Raw genomic sequence first — 4,430 nt, 5'->3', positions numbered from 1 at the left:
GGGATGAACTATGTAACAACTGTAGCCTTATTGCTGCACTAATGTTGCCATTTTTGCTGTAGCATTGTTACCGTTTTTGCTGCACTCATATTTACCGATTTTGCTGCATTATTATTTACTGCTTACATACTGCTTCTGGTATTGTTCAACTAAGAGAAGAGAAATTAGTATCTCTTTCTCAGGCATTGAAAGATCCGAGGGCGATTGTAGATAAGCGATTAAAAAAACAGGTGGAGAAGATGATGGAAGGTGGAATGGATAAAAAGGAGATAATAAAAGTCTTCAAGGACGGAGGTGGACTAACAAAGGTTGGAATATATATATGGAATAGTGAAAATACTGCGACAAGGAAACTTGTAAACAAAGATTTTGATTTTTCAAAGATCAAAAAAATAACAGATGTCGGTATCCAAAAAATTATGTTAGCACATCTTCAGCAATTTGATGAAGATTCAGAGTTGGCATTCTCTCCAGATGGATTAGATATTTTGAATGCTAATATAACTCAGTTAAATGGAGGGAAATCACGGAAACCTATTTATAAGGTAAGAATATTTGAGCCTCAGGGGAGTAAGTTTATGGTTGGAGAAAGAGGAAGTAAGATGAAGAAATATGTAGAAGCTGCAAAGGGATCGAACTTGTTTTTTGCTATTTATGTTGATGAAGATGGCAAGCGCAGCTATGAGACAATCCCTCTGAATATTGTTATTGAAAGGAAGAAACAGGGATTGTTGCCAGTGCCGGAGAGCAAGGATGGGTATAGACTTTTATTTTATCTTTCTCCTAATGATCTAGTGTATGTACCTTCTTTGGAGGAGATCTCGATGGGGATTATGAACAATTTTGATATGAAGCGGACAAGTAGAATATATAAAGTAGTGAGTTTCTATGATAATCGAATTTTCTTTTTGAGGAATGATATTGCAACAGTTATAAAGGACAAAATTGAATTTTCTGTGCAGAATAAGCAAGAACGATCAATAGAGGGGAGTAATATTAAGGAAGTTTGTATCAAACTTAAAGTTGGTAGGCTAGGGAACTTAATTAATAATGTATGATAAAACGTACCTTATATTTTGGTAATCCGGCATATCTTAAGACAAGTAATGAGCAACTTGTTATAACGATGCAGGATAGTGGAGAAATAAAGACTACTCCAATCGAGGATATAGGGCTATTAATACTAGATCATCAGCAGATCACAATTACACAGGCATTGATGGCAAAATTGTTATCAAATAATGTAGCGCTGGTAACTTGCGATAATACGCATCATCCCGTAGGAATGATGTTGAACCTGGAAGGGAATACTTTGCAAAGCCAGAAGTTTCAATATCAAATTGAAGCTTCTGTTCCCCTCAAAAAACAGTTATGGCAGCAAACTGTAGAGGCCAAACTGGAGAATCAGGCTACATTACTGCAATTGGAAAGGGCTGACCATAAATATATTCAAACTCTTTCTAAAAACGTTAAAAGCGGGGATAGTGATAATTGTGAGGCGACAGCTGCAGCTTATTATTGGAAAAATGTATTTCCGGATTTTTTGGAGTTTAAGAGAGAACGATTTGGACTACCTCCTAATAACCTTTTGAATTACGGTTATGCAATAGTTAGAGCTATCGTTGCCCGTAGCCTGGTGGGCAGTGGGCTCTTGCCTACCTTGGGTATTTTCCATAAAAACCAGTACAATGCCTACTGCTTGGCAGATGATATTATGGAGCCTTATCGCCCTTTTGTAGACAAAACTGTTTGTGATATTATCCGCGGGAATGGTAAATTTTTAGATATGACTCCGTCTATGAAAAAAGCTTTATTGGGTGTTCCGGCAATGGACGTAGAAATTGATGGGCAAAAGAGTCCTTTAATGAATGCTGTGCAAAGAACCACCGCCAGTCTTGTGAAGTGTTTTGAAGGGAAAAGCAGGAAGATACTCTATCCCAAATTAAAAATGTAGAATATGTATTGCAGATTGTTAATCCTAATATCTCATCTATGTTCGATCGACTTAATGCTTATCGTATTATGTGGGTATTAGTCTTTTTTGATTTACCCACTGAAACCAAGCGTGACCGGAGAAACTATGCCTTATTTAGAAAAAAGATCTTGGCCGACGGATTTCAGATGTTTCAATTTAGCATGTATGTCCGTCATTGCAGTAGTAAGGAGAACTCAGACGTACATTTAAAAAGAGTCAAGAGATTTCTCCCCCCGAAAGGACATATAGGGATAATGTGTGTTACAGATAAACAATTTGGTATGATGGAGATCTTTAGAGGAAAGGAATCCGTTAATCCGCCAGTTACAGCTCAGCAGTTAGAATTGTTCTAAATCACCTTTTTAGGATTGAAATTCTGTAGCTTAGGGTCAATTTTTATTTCTAAAAATTGACCCTAATTCAATACAGATAAGCGTTTTGACGGAATCCGTTGTGAATGATCTAAGCTACGGAATAATTGAAAGCAAATCACAACTCTATCAGTTCCTTATTACACTCCACCAGTTGTGAATGATCTAAGCTACGGAATAATTGAAAGCAAATCACAACTCGCCCTGTAACATAGCCTCGTACCGCTCTGTTGTGAATGATCTAAGCTACGGAATAATTGAAAGCAAATCACAACTATCTCCCGTACCTCCTATATCACCCCACAGTTGTGAATGATCTAAGCTACGGAATAATTGAAAGCAAATCACAACTACGCCGCAACGCGGCCTTAATCGGTGCCAGTTGTGAATGATCTAAGCTACGGAATAATTGAAAGCAAATCACAACCGCTCCTGCTATGCCTACATTCTCGTTGAAGTTGTGAATGATCTAAGCTACGGAATAATTGAAAGCAAATCACAACTATTCAAGGCATTTGTAAGCGTCGGTGCTGTTGTGAATGATCTAAGCTACGGAATAATTGAAAGCAAATCACAACAATATGGGGTTATCTGAACTTAACCCCTGTTGTGAATGATCTAAGCTACGGAATAATTGAAAGCAAATCACAACATGCGTACTATGTCATACACACGGCGACCCGTTGTGAATGATCTAAGCTACGGAATAATTGAAAGCAAATCACAACCAGCAACGAAGGAAAACCAAAAAACTGATTGTTGTGAATGATCTAAGCTACGGAATAATTGAAAGCAAATCACAACAAGAGCGGTTATTATAGCGAAACACTTATCGTTGTGAATGATCTAAGCTACGGAATAATTGAAAGCAAATCACAACTACCGCCAATGTAGGATATATGTATACTGGTTGTGAATGATCTAAGCTACGGAATAATTGAAAGCAAATCACAACCTGCTACGGCTGCTGCCCTGGTTGGATATAGTTGTGAATGATCTAAGCTACGGAATAATTGAAAGCAAATCACAACTGAGTTCGACAATGTGACCGCCATCACCGAGTTGTGAATGATCTAAGCTACGGAATAATTGAAAGCAAATCACAACCGTGAGGCATATATACTGTACTAGTACACTGTTGTGAATGATCTAAGCTACGGAATAATTGAAAGCAAATCACAACAAGATTCAATAATAGTAGTTGTTTTACCAGTTGTGAATGATCTAAGCTACGGAATAATTGAAAGCAAATCACAACTTGACTAAGGAATTTATTTACAAATTAATTGTTGTGAATGATCTAAGCTACGGAATAATTGAAAGCAAATCACAACTGAGTTCGACAATGTGACCGCCATCACCGAGTTGTGAATGATCTAAGCTACGGAATAATTGAAAGCAAATCACAACGTACACAATTAATGGCAGGCCTTAACAACGTTGTGAATGATCTAAGCTACGGAATAATTGAAAGCAAATCACAACGTGCCACTATGTGGGATGTATGCAGGTTTGGTTGTGAATGATCTAAGCTACGGAATAATTGAAAGCAAATCACAACTAAGATCACCACTATAATACGCCTGACCAAGTTGTGAATGATCTAAGCTACGGAATAATTGAAAGCAAATCACAACCCCAGGGAACTTGTCTCCACGCGCGGCGGAGTTGTGAATGATCTAAGCTACGGAATAATTGAAAGCAAATCACAACTATCCACATTGCATAAGAGTTCGAATGCTTGTTGTGAATGATCTAAGCTACGGAATAATTGAAAGCAAATCACAACTGAGCGTGGTGTATTTTGGTCGAAAATATAGTTGTGAATGATCTAAGCTACGGAATAATTGAAAGCAAATCACAACATTAGCGTGTGCAGTCCGTCGCTACCCCAGTTGTGAATGATCTAAGCTACGGAATAATTGAAAGCAAATCACAACACGTGACGCACTTGATACGGGTGTGTAAAATAAACTGTGTCAATAAAACTTAAGTACTTAACAGGCCTCGTTACTGAATGATATTTTTTCTGATGCAGCGGGGCATTGATCCCAAAGGTCCAAAAAATATCATTCAGTAACGAG

At 37.7% G+C, this 4,430-nt stretch carries 3 protein-coding genes and 1 CRISPR repeat array; all 3 genes read left to right on the top strand.

Going from position 1 to position 4,430, the window contains the following annotated elements:
* The first annotated feature begins 185 nt into the window (after positions 1 to 185).
* From GO493_RS30635 to cas2, 3 genes are read left to right on the top strand one after another with little or no spacing between them, the layout of a single operon-like run.
* Positions 186 to 1,058, top strand: coding sequence for a hypothetical protein (locus GO493_RS30635; RefSeq protein WP_157310057.1), 873 nt, complete (start codon positions 186 to 188; stop codon positions 1,056 to 1,058).
* Entirely contained in the window at positions 1,055 to 1,954 is a 900-nt protein-coding gene (cas1, locus tag GO493_RS30630) for a type II CRISPR-associated endonuclease Cas1 (RefSeq protein WP_157310056.1), read from the top strand. The genes GO493_RS30635 and cas1 overlap by 4 nt, the downstream gene beginning before the upstream one ends.
* A gap of 38 nt (positions 1,955 to 1,992) precedes the next feature.
* Positions 1,993 to 2,328, top strand: coding sequence for a CRISPR-associated endonuclease Cas2 (cas2, locus tag GO493_RS30625; RefSeq protein ID WP_317165477.1), 336 nt, complete (start codon positions 1,993 to 1,995; stop codon positions 2,326 to 2,328).
* A 97-nt stretch (positions 2,329 to 2,425) separates the two neighbouring features.
* A CRISPR array of direct repeats spans positions 2,426 to 4,286; the repeat unit is 46 nt; unit sequence GTTGTGAATGATCTAAGCTACGGAATAATTGAAAGCAAATCACAAC.
* Positions 4,287 to 4,430: the final 144 nt, after the last annotated feature.

Source organism: Chitinophaga tropicalis (assembly GCF_009758205.1).
Classification (GTDB): Bacteria; Bacteroidota; Bacteroidia; order Chitinophagales; family Chitinophagaceae; genus Chitinophaga; species Chitinophaga tropicalis.
The sequence above is the reverse complement of the archived record's forward strand: the minus strand, read 5'-3'. Positions and strand labels throughout refer to the sequence as shown.

Bases quoted from the DNA above. Each gene is read 5' to 3' on its own strand.
- cas1 (WP_157310056.1), top strand. From the start codon at position 1,055: ATGATAAAACGTACCTTATATTTTGGTAATCCGGCATATCTTAAGACA.
- cas2 (WP_317165477.1), top strand. From the start codon at position 1,993: ATGTTCGATCGACTTAATGCTTATCGTATTATGTGGGTATTAGTCTTT.